At 76.8% G+C, this 20,567-nt stretch carries 17 protein-coding genes; all 17 read right to left on the minus strand.

Annotated elements, in window-relative coordinates; translation table 11 throughout:
• Position 1: 1 nt before the first annotated feature.
• The 17 genes from SLAV_RS34785 to SLAV_RS34860 all read right to left on the minus strand — a co-directional run bounded on the left by SLAV_RS34785 (position 2) and on the right by SLAV_RS34860 (position 20,522).
• Entirely contained in the window at positions 2-1,486 is a 1,485-nt protein-coding gene (locus tag SLAV_RS34785; RefSeq protein WP_030230017.1) for a DUF6519 domain-containing protein, read from the minus strand.
• Positions 1,487-1,510: 24 nt separating this feature from the next.
• Entirely contained in the window at positions 1,511-3,661 is a 2,151-nt protein-coding gene (locus SLAV_RS34790; RefSeq protein ID WP_030230018.1) for a hypothetical protein, read from the minus strand.
• A complete protein-coding gene (locus SLAV_RS34795) occupies positions 3,658-6,831 on the minus strand; it encodes a putative baseplate assembly protein (protein WP_051840937.1) in 3,174 nt (1,057 codons plus the stop codon). Before SLAV_RS34795 ends, SLAV_RS34790 begins: the two co-directional genes overlap by 4 nt.
• 152 nt (positions 6,832-6,983) lie before the next feature.
• Entirely contained in the window at positions 6,984-9,827 is a 2,844-nt protein-coding gene (locus SLAV_RS34800) for a putative baseplate assembly protein (RefSeq protein ID WP_030230020.1), read from the minus strand.
• A complete protein-coding gene (locus tag SLAV_RS34805; RefSeq protein WP_030230021.1) occupies positions 9,824-10,186 on the minus strand; it encodes a GPW/gp25 family protein in 363 nt (120 codons plus the stop codon). Before SLAV_RS34805 ends, SLAV_RS34800 begins: the two co-directional genes overlap by 4 nt.
• A gap of 5 nt (positions 10,187-10,191) precedes the next feature.
• Entirely contained in the window at positions 10,192-10,533 is a 342-nt protein-coding gene (locus tag SLAV_RS34810) for a hypothetical protein (RefSeq protein WP_051840939.1), read from the minus strand.
• 5 nt (positions 10,534-10,538) lie between these two features.
• Positions 10,539-11,072 carry a phage baseplate assembly protein V gene (locus SLAV_RS34815; RefSeq protein ID WP_030230022.1) on the minus strand — a complete coding sequence of 178 codons (534 nt, stop codon included), beginning with the start codon at positions 11,070-11,072 and terminating at the stop codon, positions 10,539-10,541.
• Positions 11,069-12,190: a hypothetical protein gene (locus tag SLAV_RS34820; protein WP_234333605.1), complete on the minus strand. Its 1,122-nt coding sequence runs from the start codon at positions 12,188-12,190 to the stop codon at positions 11,069-11,071. The genes SLAV_RS34815 and SLAV_RS34820 overlap by 4 nt, the downstream gene beginning before the upstream one ends.
• Positions 12,183-12,521 carry a hypothetical protein gene (locus tag SLAV_RS34825; protein ID WP_030230024.1) on the minus strand — a complete coding sequence of 113 codons (339 nt, stop codon included), beginning with the start codon at positions 12,519-12,521 and terminating at the stop codon, positions 12,183-12,185. Before SLAV_RS34825 ends, SLAV_RS34820 begins: the two co-directional genes overlap by 8 nt.
• 10 nt (positions 12,522-12,531) lie before the next feature.
• Complete coding sequence (locus SLAV_RS34830; RefSeq protein ID WP_030230025.1) at positions 12,532-13,185, minus strand: hypothetical protein; 654 nt, start codon at positions 13,183-13,185, stop codon at positions 12,532-12,534.
• The gene (locus tag SLAV_RS41215; RefSeq protein ID WP_158740666.1) at positions 13,182-13,529 is read right to left on the minus strand and encodes a hypothetical protein; all 348 of its coding nucleotides are present in this window, start codon (positions 13,527-13,529) and stop codon (positions 13,182-13,184) included. Before SLAV_RS41215 ends, SLAV_RS34830 begins: the two co-directional genes overlap by 4 nt.
• Positions 13,526-15,694 (minus strand): AAA family ATPase, encoded by a 2,169-nt coding sequence (locus SLAV_RS34835; RefSeq protein WP_030230027.1) that lies wholly within the window; start codon positions 15,692-15,694, stop codon positions 13,526-13,528. Before SLAV_RS34835 ends, SLAV_RS41215 begins: the two co-directional genes overlap by 4 nt.
• Complete coding sequence (locus SLAV_RS34840) at positions 15,694-16,908, minus strand: Pvc16 family protein (protein WP_030230028.1); 1,215 nt, start codon at positions 16,906-16,908, stop codon at positions 15,694-15,696. The genes SLAV_RS34835 and SLAV_RS34840 overlap by 1 nt, the downstream gene beginning before the upstream one ends.
• Complete coding sequence (locus SLAV_RS34845) at positions 16,905-17,663, minus strand: hypothetical protein (RefSeq protein WP_037687347.1); 759 nt, start codon at positions 17,661-17,663, stop codon at positions 16,905-16,907. The genes SLAV_RS34840 and SLAV_RS34845 overlap by 4 nt, the downstream gene beginning before the upstream one ends.
• Entirely contained in the window at positions 17,660-18,388 is a 729-nt protein-coding gene (locus SLAV_RS34850) for a hypothetical protein (protein ID WP_030230029.1), read from the minus strand. The genes SLAV_RS34845 and SLAV_RS34850 overlap by 4 nt, the downstream gene beginning before the upstream one ends.
• 2 nt (positions 18,389-18,390) lie before the next feature.
• Entirely contained in the window at positions 18,391-18,918 is a 528-nt protein-coding gene (locus SLAV_RS34855) for a phage tail protein (RefSeq protein ID WP_030230030.1), read from the minus strand.
• Positions 18,919-18,929: 11 nt separating this feature from the next.
• The gene (locus SLAV_RS34860; RefSeq protein WP_030230031.1) at positions 18,930-20,522 is read right to left on the minus strand and encodes a phage tail sheath family protein; all 1,593 of its coding nucleotides are present in this window, start codon (positions 20,520-20,522) and stop codon (positions 18,930-18,932) included.
• Positions 20,523-20,567: the final 45 nt, after the last annotated feature.

Consider the following 20,567-nt stretch of genomic DNA (forward strand, 5'->3'; position numbering starts at 1 on the left):
CTCACCCCGCCGGAGGGAACAGCGGGGAGAACGCGGGCACCAGGGGCACGGGGTCGCCCTCCCCGGCGGGCAGGTACGCCAGCGGGGCGTACCGGTAGACCACCCCGTGCGGCCCGACCGCCGCCGGGCCGTCCTCGGCCTGCGGCCACAGGACGTCACCGGGGATCGTGCGGGCCGGAACCAGCCAGTGGTCGCCCCGCCGGAAACGACCCGCAGTCCGCTCCCCGTCCGGGCCCCGCTCCGCGTCCCGGCCCGTCCCCGTCGGCCGCCGGGGGGCCTCGAAGCGGACCTCCACGCCGTCCTCCAGGGGGATCCACGTGTCCAGGACCACGGGCAGGGCGTCCTCGCCCCGCGGCGGCCGGTGGTCCCAGCGCCGCAGGTACGGGTGCAGTTCCGGGTCCCCGCCGACCTGCAGCGGGGACTGCCCCCCGGGCGGGCCCGCGTTGGGGTCGGCGTCGAGGGTGAGGGTACGGCCGGGTACGTCGAGCGCGACGATCCGGTGGACGCGCTGCGGCGGGACGGCCGGTGCCTCGTCCGCGGCGTGCACCGCCGCGGCGTCGTCGACGAGCTCGACCAGGTCGCCGACGTCCAGCCCCAGCCGGTGGTCGCGCCCCCAGCCCTCCACCGTCACCACCGGCCCCGCCACCGAGGCCACCGGCAGGGCCACCGAGGCGTTCTCCCGCGACCAGACGAACGTGGCCACCGGCTTCGCGGCACGGCCCGCCCCCCGCCCCCGCCGGGCCCGCACCACCGGCCGCGCAGGGTCCGCGCCGGGGAGCAGGCCCGCCCCCGAGGTGTGGACCTGCACCCGGTACAGCTGGTTCTCCGGCCCCCGGAACCGGGCCCCGGGCGCGACCGCGCACGGGTCGGACGGCGCCGTCGGCTCGTACCGGGCCCGCGCCGCCAGCCGCCCCGCCGGCCGGTACAGCCCGTCCAGCCAGGACCGGAACCAGGCGGACGCCTCCGCGGCGCCCGGATCAGGCTCCTCCTCCCCGAAGCCGTGCAGCACCACCTGCCAGACGACCTTCGCCCGCGCCGCGGTGTCCGGGCCGGTGCCGCCGAGCGCGATCTCGCGGATCGCCGGGTCCTGGATCACGGTCACCTCCCGTTCCCAGGCCCGGAGGTAGGCCAGCGCCGGGCCCGCCGGGACGGGGGCCGTCTCCGGGTCGACGTGGCCGTCGGGCTGGGTCAGGTACGTGGTCGGGGCGTCGTTCTCCACGAGCAGGCCGTCCACGTACAGGCGCCCGGCGCCGAGCGCGAGGTCGCGGTCCGGGTCCTGCGGGATCCGGGCCACCGAGAACCCGGGGGCTCCCCGGGGCACGGCCGCCGGCCCGAGCACGTCGGCGACGACGGTGCGCAGGTAGTGCAGCAGCACGGCGGTCTGCTCGTTCGCGTCGGCGTCCAGGGTGACCCGGCCCTGCTGGTGGACGATCCGCGAGTAGTGCTTCGACGGGTCGAACGAGACGCGCGAGATGTCGACGGACAAGATGTGCCTCCTCGGGGACGGAACTCAGGTGACGAGCAGGACGCCGCACGACGTGCCGGCCGGCGTGTACTCCGCCAGCCGCCTGCGCAGCCCGTCCTCGCGCTGGGGCTGGAACAGGCCGTGGAACGCGCCGGGTTCGGAGCCGTCCTCGGCGCCGCGGCGGATCTCGGGCGGGCAGGCCGCGGAGAGCTGTGCGTAGCCGGGCGTCCCGTAGGCCGTGCTCGTGAACCGGGGGACGACGCGGGCCGGGTCCCCGGAGGCGGCCGGCTCGCAGTGGAAGGGCGCGGGGGTGCGCGAGCCCGGCGCCAGGTAGCTGAACCGGACGCAGCCCCGGTCGCGGACCGCGACGTGCGCCGCGCCGACGAGCAGGGAGTCCTCCACGACCCCGACCGCGTGGGTGCGCACCGTCCCGATGACGGTGGTCGCCCGCGCCGACAGTTCGGCGTACGCGCACCCGCCGTCCGCTCCGCCGAAGGCGGGCAGCGCCGTCGAGGTGGCGTCGAGGACGGAGTCGGCGAAGAAGATCCGGTTCGGCGCGGCGAACTCCCGGTCCGCCTCGACCAGGACGGTCCCCGTGATGCTGTCGCGGACCTCCACGCACGCCGGGGTGCGCACGAGCTCCAGGCTGGGCTCACCGGGGTGTTCGCAGTGGCAGCCCCGGTCGAGCGACCAGCCCGGCACGAGCGTGCAGTGGCTGATCTCCACCCGGCCCACGGGCCCCTGGACGCGGACGCCCCGGCCGGCCACCAGCAGCCCGGCCAGCCGCAGCGAGGGCAGCGGCCCCTCCCCCCGGCCCGTCCCGGTGAACCGCAGCGCGTCCGGGCGGTCGGCGTGCCAGTCCAGCAGCCGCAGGACCGGCCGGCTGCCGGGCGCCGCCCGCACGGTGAGCCGGTCGCCCCGGTCCAGCCGGACCTCGGTCCGCTGCCGGAAGGCCACCGACCCGACGAGCTCGATCACCGCCTCCCGGCGCGCCGGGTCGGCCCGCTTGTCCTCGTACCACCGGGCGACGGCCTGCGCGGGCCGCTCGAACTCCTCACCGGGCCCGACCCGGTAGCGGGCCGCCCCCGGCCCGGACGGCGCCACGGGCACCGGGTACTCCCCGCCGCCCATCGGCGCCGAGAAGGCGTGGTGGTAGCTCACCCGCAGCCCCGTCTCGGGCGCCGAGCGCGGCGCGAAGGCGATCCGCCCCAGCACCGGGTCGACGGCGACCTCCCCCCGGCGCGGCGCCCCGCCCCCGTGCGGGTGCTCCCAGTGCGACAGGTCCGCCGCGACGATTGCAGACAGCGGCACCGGCGTGCCGTCCTCGTTCCACACGCACAGGCTCTTGCCCGGCCCGTAGTAGTGGGCCGTGCGCTCCTCGAACGCCCGCCGCCGGATGAAGGCGGGGACGTTCGTCTCGTCCGCCACGTGCGTCGGCGCCGGCTCGGTCACGGGAAGCGTCACCAGCGGGGTGTCGTTGCCGAGGACGCTGAAGGTGAAGTGGCCGCGGTCGCGGTCGACGCAGTACGCCGGCGCGCGGGTCAGGGAATGGGCGCCCAGGCGCCACACGAACAGCCCGACGCCCGCGACGCCCTCGTGCCCCGGCCCGTGCGCGGAGTCGGTCCGGCGGACGTCCGCCGTGTGCGCGAGCCGGTCGAAGGGTCCGTCCACCAGGTCCAGTTCACCGCCGCACCGCAGGTCCGCCAGCCGTCCGGAGCGCAGCCGCTCCCCGATGTCCCGCCCATCGGCCGGGTACCGGCGCACGGGCTGGTCGAAGGCGAGCAGCGTACGGAACTCCACCGCCCGGGCCGGCCAGTCGGCCACGTCGCGCGCCAGGTCCTCCAGTACGGCGAGGGTGCCCTTGCGCCGCCGGTTCGCCAGGGTGCGGGCGATGTCGCGGCGCGGCGCCACCGCGGCCGCCAGCCGCCGGGCCGCCGCGTCCCCGCGGGCGAGCGCCGCTTCGTACCCCGGCAGCGCCTCGTGGCCGACCAGCGCCCCGATGTAGGGCAGCACCCAGTCCTGGCAGGTCTCCACGAACCAGTCGGCGTACTGCTGCCGCACCGACTCCCGTACGAGGACGCGCTGTTCCTCCAGCACCTCCAGCAGGGCCCGCAACGGCATCCCCTCCTCGGCGTCCCGGCGCCGGTAGAGGGCGGGCAGCAGCTCGTACAGGGTCCGTTCCGCACCGGTCGTCACGGCAGCCTCCGCAGGATCAGGGTCTGGGGCAGGTCGGGGGTCATCACGGCCAGCTGCGCCGGGCGCACGGACACGGAGACGACCAGGCGCCGCCCGGGCTCCAGCGCCGGGGAACGCAGGCCCGGGTTGAGGGCCACGAGCTCCTCGACCCGCAGGCCGTGGCGCACGGCGATCGACGTCAGCGTGTCCGCGGCCCCGGTCGGGTCGTCGCCGACCACGTGCACCCGGGGGTCGGCCCGCGCCGGCAGCGCCTCCACCGTCGCCGCCGCGCCCCGCAGACCGGAGACGAGGTCGACGAGCGCCAGGGGATCGGTCGCCGCGCCGATCCCGGCGAATACGTCGACGTCCAGGTGGTCGACCCCCGGGACGGCCTGCGCGGCGGCCAGGACGCGGCTGAGCCGGGCCGGCTCGGCCAGGTCGCGCGCGGCGAAGCCGAGCACGCCGAGCACGGCGGCCCGCACCGCCGGTTCGACGGTCTCGAAGGAGTGGTCAGGCAGCACCTTCACCCCCGCCGACAGGACCAGCAGCACCAGCTCCCGGACGTCGACCCGCACCGGCACGTGCGGGTCCCCGAAGTCGGCGAGCGCGGCCTCCAGCCCGGCCGTCAGCGGGTCCGAGGCGGTGACGGGCACGTCGCCCGCGGCGGCGACCGTGACGTGGACGATCTCGCGCCGGCCGTCGAACAGCCGGGCGGCCGCCGCCCGGCCGATCCCGGCGCGGGCCCGCGCGAAGTCGCCGTAGTCCCGTACCGACAGCAGCCGGTCCAGGGCCCGGGTGCGCAGCGGGATCACGGCGCGCAGGTCGCGCGGCCCGTCGGCGGCCGCGCCGCCCGTGGAGGCGAGCGGATTGGTCACGGAGCCCACCCCGAGCGGACGGCTCACGGCCTGGCTGATCAGGCCGGGCGGAAGGTTGCCGTCCGGGCCCGCGCCGACCCGGTAGACGGCGGTGACGTTCTCCACCCCGCTGTGGAGCCGGGCGCCGTGGACGCCGTCGCCGAACGCCACCGTCGCCGTCCCGGCGCCCGGGTCCCGGTCGAGCGCGTACGCCGGGTCCGCCGGCCCGAGGAGGGAGAGGTCCTCGGTCCGGGGGCGGCGGACCCCGTCCACCCGTACCGTCAGGGCGGGTTCGGCGCCGTCGGGCGTGGCGGCGGGCAGGTAGGTCAGCGGCGCGGAGGACGTCACCCCGCGCAGCGCGAACGACTGCCCGCCCCGGGAGGCGTCCCCGCTGCCGAGGACCTCGGAGCGGGTCTCGCCCTGCGTGGCGGGCACGACGTTGCCGTGCACCGTCACGGTGTCCCGGCGGTAGGTGTAGGTGAGGGGCGCCGCGAGGAGGAGCTCGGTGTGCACGGTGTCCCCGCCCGCGTCGGCGTCGACGTTCTGGCGGACGGAGGCCAGCATGACCGGCTCGCTGCCCCGGACGCCCGTGGTCCCCGGGACGTCGGTCCGCTCGCCGGAGACGACCAGCCGGCGGCCGGGCAGCAGTCCGGGGCAGACCCCCGCGAGCTCGATCCGGGCACCCGCGACGTCCTCGGTGACCGGGTCGTCGGCCAGGGCGAGGTCCTCGCCCGCCGCCCAGACGGTGATGTCCCCGTACGGAACGCCGGCGTCACCTTCCGGCGCCGCGTGCCACGGCCCGTCCACGGTGAGCCGGGTGACGGGCACGAAGACCGGTGGCGCACCCGCCGGGGAGGGGAAGGGCAGCCGCAGCTGGGTGACGTCCAGGACCCCGACCAGGCGGCTCCCGGGCGTCGGACGGGCCTGCTCGGCGAGCACCCGGGAGCCCGGCAGCACGGTGTCGAAGTGGCCCTCCAGGTAGAGGTACTCGGTCCCGGCGGGCGGCTGCGCGCCCTGCGGGTCCAGGGCCGGATCCACCGGCCGGGCCTTGACGCGCAGCACCTGGACGCCGGAGTTCTCCCGGGGCGGGGCGATCCGCTGCGTGGCCCAGGCCCGGTGGACCGCGCCGGCCAGCCGGGGATCGGCCGCCGCGAGCAGCCCGGGTACCGCGTCGGAGCGCGGGTCCCACGCCTCGCACGGGTCGGGCACCAGGTCGCGGCCCGCCGCCGGGGGCCGGGGCGGGGTGCGGCGCAGGGCCGGGAGCACCGCGGCGGTGGCGACGAGCGCCGTCGCCCGGTCGCAGTCCGGGGAACCGCAGCCGTCCTCGTACCCATACCCGGACCCGTCCGCGTCCTCGTTCTCGCCTTCCGTGCAGGGGCAGGCCAGTGCGTGCGCGAGCGCCCTCAGGTATTCGGTCTCCGGCAGGCTGCGCCGCTGTTCGGCTGCCACGGCGGACAGCGCGGCGCGCAGCGCCCGTACCGCGTCGGCGACTTCCCCGGCCAGCCACCCGGTCAACGCCGCGTTCCCCCGGGCCGTCGTGAAGGCCACGCCCTCGGCGAGCAGCCGGGCGGCGTCCGCCACCCTCCCGTACGCGTGGCTCGCGGCGCCCCCGTCCGGGGCCAGCCGCTCCAGCGCGGCCGCGAGCAAGGCCCGCAGCACCGTAGCCGCCGGCACCCGCGGGCCACTGAGGGCGGCGGCCAGCAGTGCCTCCCGGGCCGTCTCCGCCGGGTCGGCGGGGGAGTCCGGGACGAGGTCGACGGCGGTGAGCGCGGCCGGGTAGTCGGCGGTCGCGCCCGCCACCACCCGTACGACCGGCTCGTGGGCCGTGCCGAACAGCAGCAGCAGCCGGTCACCGGGCCGCAGTCCCAGCGCGGACCCGGTGAAGGCGAGCCGCTCCAGCCGGGCCGCCGTGCCGGCCCGGAGCCGGGGCGGGGCCGTCATCCGCACCGGGAGCGTGTTCCAGGCGGCGTCGGCCGTGAGGTCCTCGGAGGTCTCGAAGGTCTGCGGCGACCCCCCTTGCGCGGGCACGCTCTTGGCCTGCGAGCCGGCCGGTACGACGGTCCGCGCGCCGGGATCGAGTGTGTAGGCGAGGTAGCCGCCGGCGCCGAGGGCGGGCCGCGGCCGGTGGCCGACCAGCCGCCCGAGCCGGACCAGGGACTCGGCCTCGACGGCCGTGGCCAGGTAGCCCTCCTGCGCGTGGCGCTCCCCGTAGAAGGTCAGGACGTCGGCGACGACGGCCCAGCAGTCGAGCAGGGCGATCGCCGGATCGTCGGTGGTGCGGGCCGTCAGCCGGCCGAGCTCCGGGCGTGCCGCGAGGCGTTCGAGCATCGCCGCCATGAACCGCCCGTGCGTGCCGACGCGGTAGTCGATCGAGGACCGCCCCGGCGGGTTGTACGTGGACGCCGGCGTCGGCGGACCCCCGCGGCAGCAGCCCCCGCTCCCTCCTGCGCCGCCCCCGCTCCCTCCGCACCCGCACCCGTCGTGCCCGCTCATCGACCGCCCCCGATCCGCAGTTCCAGTACGCCGTTCCCGGGCCGGGCCGGATCGCCGTCGAGCCGCGCGATCTCGTCCGGTCCCAGCCGCAGGACACCCTCGCGCAGCGCGTCCGGCGAGGGTTCGAAGAGCCGCTCCAGCGCGGTGACCGAGACCGACAGGACGCCGGGCACGGCCGCCACCGCCGCGACGATCCGGCTCACCCGCACGGGAGTTCCGAACGTGAGCGCGTCGGGGTGGAAGAAGGCGGGCGCGCCGTCGGCCGTGCGGCCGCGGCCCAGCACCCGGGCCACGGCCTCCCGCACGTGCCCCGCCACCGCCGACGGCTCGGCCAGCACGCACAGCGCCAGCCGCAGCGGCACCTGCCGGGCCGGGCCCACCCGGACCTCGTGCCCGATCCGGCGCACCCGGTGCAGCCGCTCCCGCACCCCGTCGAGCAGCGCATCGGGGGCGCGGTCCGTCCCCAGCGCGTCCACCGCCACGCAGGCCTCGTACCAGGAGCCGGTCCAGCGCAGCCGGGCACCGGCCCCCTGCACACCGGGCACCTCGGCCGCCAGGGCCGCGTAGTCGGCCTCGGTGACGGCCCGCAGGAGCCGGCGCACCGCCTCGCCGGGGGCCCGGCGGCGTACCTCGGCGAGCGGTTCGGGGTCGGTGCCGCCCGTGGCGGGCAGCGGGTTGCGCACCCGGACCGTCACCCCCGTGACCCCGCACAGCTCGACGGTGTCGATGGCCTCCGCCCCGACGTTGCCGGCCGTCCCGTTGCCGAGCCGGTAGCGCAACTCGACCACGGAACCCGGGGCGGGGGCCGCACCGTGGCGGCCGTCGCCGAACCGCAGCCCGAGCAGGCCGTCGTCGTCGAGCTCGCCGACGAAGCACCGGTCGGCGGGCCCGCAGTCGAGCAGGTCGCGCCGGGGCAGCCACGGCGGTCCCGCGGAGTCTTCGCCTCCGTCGGCGCGGACCTCCACCACGGGCAGCGCCGCCCGCGGATCGGGGGCCAGCGCCCGCGCGGCCGGCCCGTGGAAGACGGGCAGCTCCGGGTCGAGCGCCCCGCCCTCGGCCGCGCCCCAGCCCTGTCCGGTCTCCCAGCCCTCGTCGGCGGCCCGCAGCACGTACCCGGCCCGCGCCCGGCGGGCGAGTTCGCGCAGCCGGGCCAGCTTGCGCCCCAGCAGCTCGTCGAAGCGGGCCACCAGGGTGCGCAGCGCCGCCACCGGGTCCGTGGCCAGGGGCAGCCGGCGCAGGGCGGCGGCGCCGAACACGGTCGTCAGCCAGGCGAGGTCCGCCCCGTCGGGCCGGTGTCCGCCCTCCGCGGAGCGCAGCAGCTCCAGCAGCCGCTCCCGGGCCCGGCCGGGGATCCCGTCCAGCCGCCGGGCCTGGGCCCGCGCGACGTCCGCGGGCGACGGGAACGGCACGCTCCAGGTGACCGGGGCCGAGGCCCCGTCGCCCGGTACGCGGGGCTCGAACCGGTCGGCCGTCGGCGGGTAGGCGGGCAGCGCCGCCGGGCCGTCGGCATCGGCGCACCCGTACTCCGGCGGGCACGGACAGCCTTCGGCCTCCGGGGGCCGGGCCGGCCGGGTGACCCGCTCCGGCCCGGCGCCGCACCAGGCGCGGCTCGCCCCGTGTTCGACGAGCACGGTGTTGCCCCGGGCCACGGCCACGTCCAGCGGGACGCACCGCGGCCCGCCGACTGCGCGCACCCGCAGCGGGAAGGCCAGGGCGTCCTGCGCGTCCCACTCGACCTCCAGCAGGCGCTGCCCGTAGAGCCGGTCGACCCGGCGCCGCACCGCGACGAGCCGCACCGCCTGCCGGTGCCCGCGGTCGGCGTCGGCGGGCAGTCCCGTCGCCGCACCGAGGACCTCCTCGAAGACCACCACGTCCCCCGCCCGCAGCGACAGCCGGTGTTCGCCCTCGCCGTCCCGCAGCGCGGCCGAGGTCGCGCCGGCCGGCAGGGAGTACTCGTGCTCCCCCCAGCTCCACAGGCCGATCCGGCCGTGCTCCGGCCGGACGGTGACCGGCTGCGCGCGCACGGGCTCGAAGACCTGGCCGCCGGCCCGGAACCGGAAGGTCCCGGCCGGCAGGGTGGCCCGCGCGTCCGAGGACAGGCAGACGAACGCCCGCGCGGCGCAGCCGTCGTGCATCGGGTAGTCGACGAGCCGCACGTGACGGCGGACCGAGGTGCGCAGCCGTGCGGTGTCCAGGTAGGCCTCCGCGGCGACCGCGTCCTGCTCGTAGCTCAGCTGGTCCCCCGCGTACGCGAGGAGCTCGACGAGGGCGACGGTCATGTCGGCGGCGTGCCGCTCGCCCCATCCGGGCAGCGTCAGGGCGAGCCGCTCCAGCAGCAGCCGGCGCAACCCCGCGTAGTCCTTGGCGAGGTAGTCGATGACCGGCTCCGGGAACGTCCCGGGCGGACACGGAGCGGGCCGGCAGTCCACCGTCGCCGGACAGTCCTGCCCGAAGGTGAACCCGGCGGACGCGAAGAACGGGTCGAACCCCTCCGGCGGTTCCGTGCCCGGCCGCCCGGCTGCGTCGGTCCGCACCACGCGCAGGCGGTACGTGGAGACGTCGCCCGGCCGGTCCACCCGCAACAGCACCCGGCCGGGCGGCTCCCCCTCCGCGTCCTCGCCGCGACCGGGGTACCCCTCGACCGACACCACCCGCAGGTCCCGGGCGGCGCCCCCGCCCTCGACGCGGAAGTTGGCCGGCCCCAGCTCCCCGGGCACCGGACCGAAGAAGGCCACGGCGAGCCGCGTACGGGACTCGTCCACCGTCACGGACTCGATCCCGGCCAGACCGGCGGCCCGCGCGTCACGCTCCCGGACCCCGAGGACGTGTTCCCCGCTCACCTGATCACCCCGCTGTCGAAGGCCTCGGTCCGGACGGCGCCGGTCGCCAGGAGCTCGTAGCCGATCTCGATCCGCAAGGCCGCCTCGTCGGCCGTCACCGAGAGGGACCGGACGGCGATGACGTCCCCGAGCCAGCGGTGCAGGGCGGTCTGCACGGTCACCTGGAGGGCCGCCGCGAGGTCGGGGCCGTTCGGCTCGAAGACCAGGTCGAGCAGGCCGCAGCCGAAATCGGGCCGGACCACCCGCTCCCCGGGGCGGGTGAAGAGCACCTGCTCGATCATGTCGCGCACGTGGTCCTCGGCAGCGGTGAGCCGGGTGCGGCCGGTGGCGGCGGTCCCGAACGGGAAGTCGACGTCCACGGCGCTCACCCCGCCGTCACGCGGAGCTGGCCGGCGACGACCAGCGGGGTCGTCGGGGGCGGTCCGGCGCACACGCCCGAGCCGGGCACCGGACCGGCCGGCGGGACGGCCTGGACGAGGACGGGCACACCACCGGCGAGCAGCCGGGAGGCCAGCCCCGTCCAGCGGACCGTCGTACAGGGCGGTGAACCGGACACCCCGGGGCAGCCGGTGACCACCAGCTGGTCGGCGGCGGTGGCCAGCGGCGCGCCGCCGGCCAGCACCCGGGTCTGCGCGGGGGTGTTCCGTACGGGGGCGAGGTGCCCACAGGTGACCGCCGTCGCGGTCGTCACCACGGTCGAGGGCACCGCGCTCACCCCGGCAGCACGGTGAGCGCGCCGTTGCCGAGGTCGATCCCGGCCTGCGTCACCTTGATCGTCGGTCCGGCGGCCGAGGCACCGATCTCGATCCCGCCCTCGTAGAGCCGGATGTACGGTCCCGCCGGGCCCTTGAGCTGGAGCAGGATGCCGCCCGTGGGTCCCGCCAGGTCGGAGATCAGCAGGCAGCTCTGGGCGGGCGTCCCGATGACCACCTGCGGCACCCCGTCGGGGGCCGCCTGCGCGGCGGGCGGCAGCTCCTGGGTACCGCCGCGCCAGAATCCCGTCCACACGGCCCGGTCGGGGTCGCCGTCCACGAACTGGACCCAGACGCCCGATCCGACGAGCGGGACGACGTACATCCCGCTCGCGGGTCCGGCCAGCGGGGTCGCCGGGTCCGCCCAGATGCAGGGGTCGTCGCCGAGCACGTCGGGGACCCGCACCAGGAGCCGCCCGGAGCGCAACTGGTCGAGGTTGGAGGCCACCACCCCCTGGTAGAGGCCGTGGTACTTCTTCGCGTCCTTCGTCACGGGATCACCACCGGGGTCAGGGAGCCGAGTCCGTCGCGGGTGAGGGTGAAGCCCTGCTTGTACTCGCCCCGCCGGATGTCGTGGGTCACGCTGGAGACGTAGTACAGCCCGTCGTAGGCGGGTCCGGCGCCGCGCACGCCCACCAGCCGGCGGGCGCGCAGCACGTGCCCGTAGCGCAGCACGTCGAGCTTGCCGGTCCCGCGGACCGCGTCGGCCGCCGTCGACGTGCGGCTCAGCCCCAGCAGCAGCGCCTCGGCCGGCGACCGGTCGCCGACGTCGGGCAGCGGCTCCTGTTTGAGCGTCACCGCGGGCCGCGCCGCGAGCGGCGGGTGCAGCAGGCTGACATCGGGAACCGGCAGGCCGATGCCCACCTTGGTGACCGGCTCCGTCACGGACACCGTGTACTGGGTGCGCGAGAGCCCGTCGTACGTGAAGGACAGCGACTCGGCGGTGGCCGCGGCCCCCGCCCCGAGGGTGAGGGCCGGCTGGACCGGCCCGGTACGGACCTCGGGACCCCAGTAGGCCACGCTGGCCCCCGGGAGCGGACCGGGCTCCAGGAAGAAGACGTACCCGACCTCGGAGGCCATCGCCTTCAGGTACTCCAGGTCGGTGGACGCCTGGACCGGGACGTGCACCAGCGGGTTCGGCACGTCGGTGAGCACGGGCGGGACCGCCACCGGGGCGATCCCGTAGACGGCGTACTTGGCGCAGATCGCCGCGACCCGGGCCTGGTGCGGCAGCCCGGGGAAGCACGCCCGCTCGTGCCGGACGTCCATCAGGACCGTCAGGTCCTCGCCGGTGACGGTCAGCACCGAGGCGCCCGGTTCGGCGCTCGGCGACAGTTCCTGCTGGGTGACGATCCCGTCGGCGAGGACGGTCGGGGTGCCGGCGACGACGCAGACCAGGACCACCCGCACGCCGGGGTCGAAGAAGCCCGCGGGCAGCAGCGCCCGCTGGATGACGGAACGCGCGCTCACGGCGAAGGCCAGCTGGAAACCGCTCGCCTGCCCGGAGGCGGTGGTGACCCGGACCGACTGCAGGGCGTCGGCCAGCGGGGCGGGCACCGGCACGGCGAGCACCGGCCCCATCAGGAGCATCAGCCGCAGGCCGCTAGCCACCGAGGCCCCCGCCCGCGTCGAGCACGCCCGCGCCCTGCGGCATCCCGGCGGGCAGGGTGATCCGCAGCCGCCGCCCCGGGACCCGCGTCAGCGACTCGGGGTCCAGCACCCGGTGCGCGTCGGCGATCCGCCACCCCTGCTCCGGGTCGCCGAGCTCCCGGGCGGCGACGAGGTCCAGCCGCTCGCCCGCCACGACGACGTGCGTCCCCACGGTGGTCAGGGTGTCCGGGTCCGGGGGGAAACGGCGCCGGACGTAGGTGACGGTCCGGCCGTCCGGGAGGGTGAGCGAGGCGGTCGGGACGTTCTGGTAGCGGCTCGTGGCGGAGAACACGCGTACTCCTTCACAGACTCGGCAGGCCGAGATCGGACGGGGTGCGGGGCACGAGCCCCGCGAAACGCTCGCGGGCCTGCTGGTGCTGGAGGTAGAGCAGGCCGCCCTTGTGGCGGAAGCCGAGGTCGTCGACGGTCAGCACCCGCGCGCCGACCGAGACCTTGGCCCGGATCGGGTTCAGGTCCGGGTCGAAGGCCTCCTCGGCCACCGTGAACTCCGTGATCCGCACGGGCAGGACCCTGCTGCGCCCGAGCACGAGCACCGTCAGCGGAGCCTCCACGGGCGCGACCTCGATCATCCCCAGGGCGGCCATCCGGTCCTCGGCGAGGAGCTGGGCCACGCCCGGGTGCAGGGCGCTCTCCAGGGCGGCCAGTACCGGGAACAGACCGTTGCGGGCCTCCACCGGATGGGCGTCGGGGGCGTCGAGCTGCTCGGTGGCGTCGAACTCCGCGTCGAACCTGTACGTCTCGTGCGGTGGGCCCTTGAGCCGCTGGGCCTCCAGCCGGTCCCCGGGCTCGGGTCCGATGCCCTGCGGCTGCACGGTCCGGGTGAGCGAATCCGGATTGAACTGGAACGCCACCGTCCGCACGGGGCGGCCCGTGTCCGGATCGAGCAGCACGAACCCGCCGCGGACCACCCGGGGCACTCCGGGGAACCCCGTCATGACCGCCCCCGTCCGTCGCCGGCCAGGTCCCCGCCGCCGCCCGTGGCCGGGCCCGGGTCCGAAGGCGCGCCCGGCGCGAGGGCCGCGTGCACCGACCGGGCCACCGCCCTGCCCGCGTCCCGCGCCCCGCCCGCGCCCCCGGACGGTACCGGGGCGACCACCAGCGACCGGACCTCGCGCGGGATCCACGCCCCCGCCGTACCGCCCGCCGCGCACAGCGCGGCCAGCTCCTCGCGCAGCGCCGCCGCGAACGCCTCCCCGCGCCCCGCGAGCACCTCGCCGGTACCCGTACCCGTCTCCGCCCACTCCACGACCAGCCGCCCGATGTGCACCTCCACCCTCATGACGACGCCCCCTCACGCTGCACGACCACCGGACCGGGCCAGACGAAGTCCCGCTCCCGCACGGGCTGCTGGAGCTTGTGGAACTCCTCCCGCGCCGCGCGCAGGACGAGCGGCATGGTGATCCGGCCCCCGTCCGCCGCGGCCAGGAACGCCGAGTTGAGCGCGATGGTGCGGGCCATGGCACCGCTCACGTCGAGCCGCGCGAGCCGCTCGTAGTCCAGGCCGTCACGGCCCGGCGCGTGCTCCGGGAAGGCCCTGCGCCAGATCTCCCGGCGCTGCGCCACGTCCGGGAACGGGAACTCGACGACGAACCGCAGCCGCCGCACGAGCGCCGCGTCCAGCGCCGCCCGCATGTTGGTCGCCATGATCGTGAGCCCCCGGTGCGACTCCAGCCGCTGGAGCAGGTAGTCGACCTGGACGTTCGCGTACCGGTCGTGGGCGTCCTTCACCTCGCTGCGCGTGCCCAGCAGCGCCTCGGCCTCGTCCAGGAACAGCACCGCACCACCCGCCTCGGCCGCGTCGAACAGCCGGCGCAGGTTCTTCTCCGTCTCGCCGATGTACTTGCTCATGACGGCCGACAGGTCCGTGCGGTACAGGTCGAGGCCCAGCTCCGCGGCCAGCACCTCGGCGGCCATCGTCTTGCCGGTGCCGCTGGGGCCCGTGAACAGCGCGGTCACGCCGAGGCCCCGGGTACGCCGCTCGCCGAAACCCCAGGTGTCGTACACCGTTTCCTGCCGGGCCACCTGGTCGGCGATCCGCCGCAGCTGCGCTCCGGCCCGTTCGGGCAGCACGATGTCGTCCCAGCCGGCCTCCGGGCGCAACCGCTGGGCCAGACCGTCGAGGCGGGGCCGGCCGCGGTCCAGGCAGGCGTCCCAGGCCCGGTCGGCGCCGTGCACCGCGGCCACCTCCGCGATCTCGGGCAGGTCCAGGGCGAACTGCCGCGCGAGGAGGTCCACGGGGACGGAGCGGGCCGCCGGACCGAGCACGTCCCGCCAGGCCTCGGCGCGCTCGCGCGGGGTGGGCGGCGCGACATCCACGATCAGGGCCGTGCGCCCGAGGTCGGCGCCCGCGTCCCGGGAACCGAAGAACACGGGGGCCCGGGTCCGCGAGAGGAAGCGCCCGACGGCCGAGGGGTCGTACCCGCCGTGGGCGCCGTCGTCCGCGTCCACGTACAGCGCCACGGGAGTCAGGGCGGCCTCCCGTTCCCACAGCCGCGCCAGCCGGTCGGCGTCCGCCGCCCGCTCCGGCAGCAGCGCGACCGGCAGCCGGTACGCCGTCAGCCCGCGGGAGGCGGCCGCCCCGGCGGCGACCAGCCGCTTGCTGCCCGGCTGTGCGCCGACCAGGTGCAGGACCGGCGCCGGGAACAGCTCCCAGGCCTGCGCGCACCGGTCGGCGGCGGCCCGCTGGGAGGCGGGCAGCGCGGCGGGCGACTCGGACGGGAGCGGGGTGACCAGCACGCGCAGCCGTTCGTCGAGGTGGTCCAGGCCCTTGACGTGGTCCACGATCCGCTCGTCCGCGCGGACCGGGCTGGTCACGAGCGCGGACCCGGCCGTGTGGCTGATCTCGACGAGCCCCCAGTACCGCAGCGGTCCGTGCGCGGACAGCGCCTCCCAGGAGGGGTCGGGCAGGACCGCGAGCGCCAGCCCGAAGGTGGGGTGGGCCATCGACCCGACCCCGTGCGCGGCCGCGAACAGCGCACCCGTGGAAGGGGACAGCTCCTCGGCCAGGCACATCAGCAGCACGTCCCGCTCGAAGCGGCTCAGCCCCAGGCGTCGGGCCAGCGCGACCAGGGGCGGCGCCGGCACGGCGGCCTCCGCCTCCGCGATCCGTGCCGCGGCGGCCGCCAGCTCCCGGGCGCCCGTGCCCTCGGCGGGGCGGTCCGCGGCGGCGGGCGCGGGGCGGCCGGATTCCGTACGCTCCCCGGCGGTCCGCGGCGGGTCGGCAGCCCGGCGCCGGAGCCACCCGGCCCTCCCGCCCTCGGAACCCGCCGGGTCGGCCGCGCCTCCGGGGGCCGGTCCGGCGGCCGGCTCGGTGGCGGGTCCGGAGGGCGGGAGGGCCGGGTGGCCGGGCACCGCCCGCTCCTGCGCGTGGCGGCGGAGCACCAGGCCCAGCCAGTCCAGGGAGGCGGTCAGGAAGCGCGCGTTGGCGTCGTCGGTCGCGTGCATCAGATCACCGTCAGCCGCTGGGAGGGGTCGTACGCCGGCGGGTTCGCGGCGCGGTCCAGGACGAGGAGGCTGTCGACGCCGTCCACCCGCAGCCGCACCGGGTACCCGCCCGGCCGGGCCCGGCGGAGCGTGAACCGGGCCGTGTGCCCGGCGAGCGAGCCTGCCGCGTGGGCGTCGCCGCCCAGCAGCAGGAACACCCGCTGCCCCTCGGCGAACGGCGGATCGGCGTTCACGACCACCTCCGCGTCCCCCGCCGCGTCCCGCACGGCGGTGGCCGGCAGCGGGCTGGTGATCCGCGGTGCGAGGGCCATGTACCAGGGTCCGACGGGGAGTTCGGCGGGCGGCGTCCCGGCCAGCAGCGTCACCGCGCACACGCCCGCCGGGAGCCCCGCGGGCAGGGTGAGGGCCAGGGTCCCGGACGGGCGCGGCGGGCCGCCGGGCGCGGGTGCCGGGACCGGGACGACCAGGGTGGCGTCGGAGCCCAGATGGGTGAGCCGGACGGCGCTCACCCCGCCCAGGTTCGCCCCGCGCAGCTCGATGCGCTCACCCGCACGGGCGGCGGGCTGCCCCCCGGGGCAGACCACGGCGTCGACCCTCGGCGTCGTCGGGCGGACGTCGGCGCTCGCCCGGGGACCGCGGCCGTCGCTGCCGCGGCTGAGCACCGGCACCGGCGTGCGCGCCGGACGCCGGGAATCGATGAGGACCGCCCGCACCTCGAAGGCCGTGGTCAGCCGGTACGGGGTCTGGAAGACGCTCCAGAGGGAGTAGATGTCCTTCTCCTCGAAGGCGTGCCAGGTGATGCGGACGCTGTCCACCTGCCGGGCGAGATCGCTGTACGGGGCGCTCTGGGCCAGTTCCGCGCGGGTCAGCAGCGGCCGGGTGTGCAGTGCCTGGAGGGCGCCGCCCAGCAGCCGGTGCGCCACGAGGTCGTTGCCGTCGGGTACGAAGGGGGTGAGGAGGTAGCGCAGGACGAGGGGCAGCGCGGGCTCCGCGTCCTCGCCGGGGAGCAGGTCCGGCGGCGGTGCGTTGCGCAGCTCCGCGGCCATGCCGGTCTGGTAGAGGAACAGGTTGACCTGGGCCTCCTGGGCGGTCGGGTTGACCTGGTCCAGGGGCCGGGCCACGGCAGTGGCGCCCGGCAGGACGCCCTTGACGCCGTCGTCCACCAGGGCCCGCAGGGTTTCGGTGACCGCCTCGATGGCCCGCGCGTCGCTCATCGGCCACCGCCCGAGCGCCGCCGCAGGTAGTCCTCCAGGGGGACGGCCGGCGCGCGCGGCGGCCTGCGGACTGCGGGGGCCGGGTCGGGGGACGCGGGCCGCGGCGGCCCCGATCGGACCTCCAGCCGGCCGATGGTGATGTGGACGGTGGTCTCCCCGGGCACCGGCCCGGCGGCGGACCCGTCCGGTTCCCGCCCCCGGCCGGCCCGCGGCCCGCCGTACGCCTCACCGGACCGGTATCCGTATCCGTAAGCGGGTTCCGGGACTTGTCCCGGCCCGGCCGCGGCGCGGGGTTGCGCGGCCGCAGCCGGGGGGCGGCCGGGCCGGGCCGCCACCGGAGCGCCGGACCCGGCGGTCAGGTCCGGCCCGTCCGGGCGGGGTGCGGCCCCCGCGGCGGCGGGCGAGGGGCCGGGACCGGTGCCGGCCGCCCGCGGCGCGGCCTCCGCCGGGCCGGAAGGCAGCCCGCGCCCGGGGCCGGGGAGCCCGCCCCGTACGGACGCACCGGGCGCGGCGGGGGCGTACGGGGCCGGAACCCGGACGGGAGCCGCCGGGACGGCCGGACCCGTACGGGCCACCCGGGCGCCCTCCGTCGTACCCGCGTCCGCAGACGGCCGGGATCCGGCCGCGGGCTCCTCGGACCCCGCACCGGGCGGCGGCGGATCGAACACCGGCGGCAGGTCGAGGAACGAGGGGGGCCGGGGCCGGACCGCCGAGGGATCGGGGAGCCCCAGGACGCGGTCGACGAAGTCGCTCATGCCCCGACCGCCTCCAGGTAGAAGCGGCGCCGGGCCGCGCTGAGCGCGAGGACCTCCTCCTCGCGCCACCCGTACGCCCGGGCCAGCGCGTGCACCTCGCCCAGCAGACCCCGCGCGCACGCGTCGACGTCGGCCCACAGGTGCGCCGCGACGTCGAACGGGGCGGCCCAGCCGTGCCCGCACAGGGCGCAGGTCAGGTCGAGCCGGATGTCCGCCCCCGGATCCACGGCGGGCAGCGCGGCGGCGACGGCGTCGAGCACCTCGTCGTCCAGCGCGTCCACGGCCTCACCCTCCACCGCCTCCCCGTCGACCGCGAGCACGCACCGGCCGACCAGGCACCGCCGCGCTGCGGCGCGGGTCGGCCCGGCCGCCTCCGCCGCCAGTACGTCCCGGCTCGTCAGCGCCCGGAACCCGACGCGCCGCCCCCCGACGGCGACTTCGCCCGGCACGGCCTCCCCGCGACGGTCCAGGTCCGAGAGCGGCACGGCCACGTCGAGTTCCTCCCCGCAGGCGGGACAGTCGGCCAGGGCCTGTACGTCGCCGCGGACGCACGCGTCCCGCAGTCCCACGAGGAGCGCGTCGCGCGCGCCGAGCGGCAGGTCGCAGGCCTCGGCGAAGGAGTGCCCGCCCGCGGCGGCGGCGAGCGCCACCGCGCGCGCCACGCGCCCCCGGCCGAGCCCTTCCTCCCAGCCGCGCAGGAGCCGTTCCCGAGTGAGTGCGGCCACCTTCACACCGCCGGGTCGTCGAAGGAGACCTCGGCCGCGGGCGGCAGGGCGATGTCCCGCACCCATCCCTCGTTCTCCAGACGGATGTGCTGGACGAGCACCGCGTTCGCGTTCGCGTCGAGGTCCGAGAACGGCTGGTACTCCGACACCCAGCAGTTGAACACGTGGTAGGAGAGCACCTTCTGGCCGGTCTCGTCGTGCACGTCGATGACCAGGTCGCGCCGGAAGTCCTTGAGGGAGGTCTCCCGGCCGCCGGCCGCGTTGGCGTAACTCCAGGTCTTGTTCGCCCACTTCTCGAATTCGAGGGCGTTCACGGTGACCCCGCGTTCGAGGACGATCGGGTCGAACTCCACCCGCCCCGGCAGTTTGGAGCTGTTGGTGGGGGCACCCCCGTCGCGGTGCTTGACCACCTCCACGGTGCGCTTCATCCCGGACACCTTGTGGACCCCGATGAACGGCACGGTGCTGTCGCTGTAACGGACGCGGAAGCGGAAGTTCTTGAGCGGGTCGACCCGCGCGGTGGTTGCCATCGTCTCGCTCCTCAGACCTGCAGCTGCCCGGCGAGCTGCTCGATGTGGATGATCACGAACTCGGCCGGTTTGAGCGGCGCGAAGCCGACGACGATGTTGACGATGCCCCGGTCGATGTCGTTCTGCGGGTTGTTCTCGCGGTCGCACTTGACGAGGTAGGCCTCCCGGGCCGTCGTGCCCTGCAACGCCCCCTGCCGGAAAAGGCCGTTCATGAACGCGCCCACGTTCAGCCGGATCGAGGCCCACAGCGGTTCGTCGTTCGGCTCGAAGACCACCCACTGGGTGCCGCGGTAGAGGCTCTCCTCGACGAACAGCGCGAACCGGCGCACCGGCAGGTACTTCCACTCGTCGGCCAGCCGGTCCGCGCCCCGCAGCGTCCGCGCACCCCACACCAGCGGACCGAGTACGGGGAAGGAGCGCAGGCAGTTCACCCCGAGCTGGTTGAGCCGGCCGTTCTCCAGGTCGGTCATGGCCAGCGCCGGTCCGCTCACTCCGGCGAGGGAGGCGTCGGTGCCGGCCGGGGCCTTCCACACGCCGCGCTGTACGTCGGTGCGGGCCATGACCCCGGCCACCGTGCCGCACGGCGGGACCGTGACGGGGACCCCGCCCGCCGCCGGGTCGGGGATGACCAGCGGGGGGAAGTAGACGACGGCGTTCTTCGCCGCGTCGCCCGTCACCGGGGGAGTGGTCATCCCGTTGACGGCGGCCTCGATGCCCGTCCAGGAGGCCGGCGGATCGACGATCAGCATCGCGCGCCGGTCCGCGCACAGGGCCGCCGCGGGCGCCAGTGCGGACTGCGGGGCGCCGGGCAGGCAGAGCAGGTTGAAGATGTCCGTCTTCAGGAGCTGGTAGAGGCCCGTCTTCGCGGCCTGCCCGCTCGCGCCGCCCTGGTAGTCGGACAGGGCGGGCGCGGAGCCGTCCGCGCCGCCCCCCGCCTTCGTGTGGCGGGCGGGCTTGGCCTCGTCGAAGGGGTCCTGGCTGGGGTCGGCCGGGGTGATCGCCTCGTGTGCGGCGGGGACCACGTCGAGGACCGGGTTCGTCGCCGGAACCGTGAGGAGCGCGGACGAACTCAGGGCCTTGTCGAGGGAGTTGGGGTCATCGGGGTGGGAGCTGATGTTGAGGTGGCGCTCGACCGTGCCGGTGCCCCTGTCGAGGACCGTGAGGTTGTACAGGGTCCGGGGGGCGCCGGCCGCGGGCGTCTCGCTGGTGTCGTGGTCGACCCGCGCGTACAGGGAGTCCCCCCACAGGCCCTCGCCCCGCGCGACGAGCGGGACCGTGCGCGACCCCGCGAGCGTGAGGGTGGAGGCCTTGGCGTTCTTCGTGTCGTCGCCGTCCCCGGTGTGGACCAGCCGGACGATCTCCGCCTCGCTCCCGCCGTTGGCGTAGTACTGGTAGACGGCGTACCCGAGCGGGCTGCGCGGGACGACCCCGCCGAACAGCCGCTGGTAGTCGGCGAAGCTCGTGATGTGCACGGGCCGGTCGGTCGGGCCGCGCACGGCCGCCCCGGCGAAGGCGGTCACGGACGTCGGCACCCCGGTGATGGTGTGCACGGCGCTCTTGACCTCGTGGATGTACACACCCGGGAAGGTGGGGCTGACGGGCACGGCCGGTCCCCCTCTCAGTGTCGGCTGACCGGCAGTCTGCCGACC

The sequence above is a fragment of the Streptomyces lavendulae subsp. lavendulae genome (assembly GCF_002803845.1).
Classification (GTDB): domain Bacteria; phylum Actinomycetota; class Actinomycetes; order Streptomycetales; family Streptomycetaceae; genus Streptomyces; species Streptomyces lavendulae.

What these genes read in the sequence shown, in the direction of transcription:
- SLAV_RS34835 (WP_030230027.1), bottom strand. Translation starts at nt 15,694, where the DNA reads ATGCACGCGACCGACGACGCCAACGCGCGCTTCCTGACCGCCTCCCTG.
- SLAV_RS34840 (WP_030230028.1), bottom strand. Translation starts at nt 16,908, where the DNA reads ATGAGCGACGCGCGGGCCATCGAGGCGGTCACCGAAACCCTGCGGGCC.
- SLAV_RS34795 (WP_051840937.1), bottom strand. Translation starts at nt 6,831, where the DNA reads ATGGCGGCGATGCTCGAACGCCTCGCGGCACGCCCGGAGCTCGGCCGG.
- SLAV_RS34855 (WP_030230030.1), bottom strand. Translation starts at nt 18,918, where the DNA reads ATGGCAACCACCGCGCGGGTCGACCCGCTCAAGAACTTCCGCTTCCGC.
- SLAV_RS41215 (WP_158740666.1), bottom strand. Translation starts at nt 13,529, where the DNA reads ATGAGGGTGGAGGTGCACATCGGGCGGCTGGTCGTGGAGTGGGCGGAG.
- SLAV_RS34845 (WP_037687347.1), bottom strand. Translation starts at nt 17,663, where the DNA reads ATGAGCGACTTCGTCGACCGCGTCCTGGGGCTCCCCGATCCCTCGGCG.
- SLAV_RS34830 (WP_030230025.1), bottom strand. Translation starts at nt 13,185, where the DNA reads ATGACGGGGTTCCCCGGAGTGCCCCGGGTGGTCCGCGGCGGGTTCGTG.